The 877-nt window shown below is 65.3% G+C and carries 1 protein-coding gene; it reads left to right on the top strand.

Features of this window, described 5'->3' with window-relative positions:
* Positions 1–167: 167 nt before the first annotated feature.
* Positions 168–877, top strand: a 710-nt coding sequence (locus PHAMO_RS13595; RefSeq protein ID WP_040567284.1) for an IS5 family transposase, incomplete at its 3' end; no start/stop codon positions are given.

An 877-nucleotide genomic window follows, 5' to 3' on the forward strand; every position in this document is an offset into this window, starting at 1 on the left:
GAAGCCCGTCCTGTCACCTGGGTTTGGGGCTGTGGCGAAGTAATCGAATTTGCCAGATTCGGCGTCGTGTCCCCCCGATTCCCGGCAAATTTCGTATCCCAACCTTGCCCCTTTACGGTGCCCATCGGTTGTGATTCCATTCTCTCAGAGCCGCTCGGGGAGGAGAGATGACGCCGCACAAGAGACCGCCGCAGACCGAGGGCGACCTGTTCCGGTCGCGGCTCGACCAGATCATCAACCTGCGCCACGACTTGGTCCGGCTGGCGGGTTTGGTCGCCTGGGGCTTTTTCGACGAGCGGTTCGCGCCGCTTTACGCGGAAACGGGGCGCCCGGGTGTTCCGACCCGACTGATGGTGGGATTGCACCTGCTCAAGCACATGTACGGCCTCTCTGACGAGGCGGTGTGCGATCGCTGGGTCTGCGATCCGTATTTCCAGTATTTCTGCGGCGAAACCTTCTTCCAGCACGCCCTGCCGGTGGACCGCTCTTCGATGACCCGCTGGCGTCAGCGCATCGGTGCCGATGACCTGTCGGCCCTGGTGCAGGAGAGCCTGGCCGCCGCCCACCGGGCCGGCGCTCTTCAGGCCGAAGACATGGAGCGGGTGACGGTCGATACCACCGTTCAGCCCAAGGCGGTGACCTTCCCGACCGACGCCAAGCTGATGCAGCGGGCCCGGGAAAAGTTGGTGGCGCTGGCCCAAGAGTGGGGCATCGGCCTTCGCCAGAGCTACGCCCGCGTCGGCAAGCGGGCGGCGATGAAGCAGGGCCGCTACGCCCACGCCAAGCAGTTCAACCGGGCGCGCCGCGAATTGCGGCGGCTGAAGACCTATCTGGGGCGGGTGATCCGCGACATNCGCCGCAAGATCGCCGGCAACGA

It is taken from the genome of Magnetospirillum molischianum DSM 120 (assembly GCF_000294655.1).
GTDB classification, from domain to species: domain Bacteria; phylum Pseudomonadota; class Alphaproteobacteria; order Rhodospirillales; family Magnetospirillaceae; genus Phaeospirillum; species Phaeospirillum molischianum.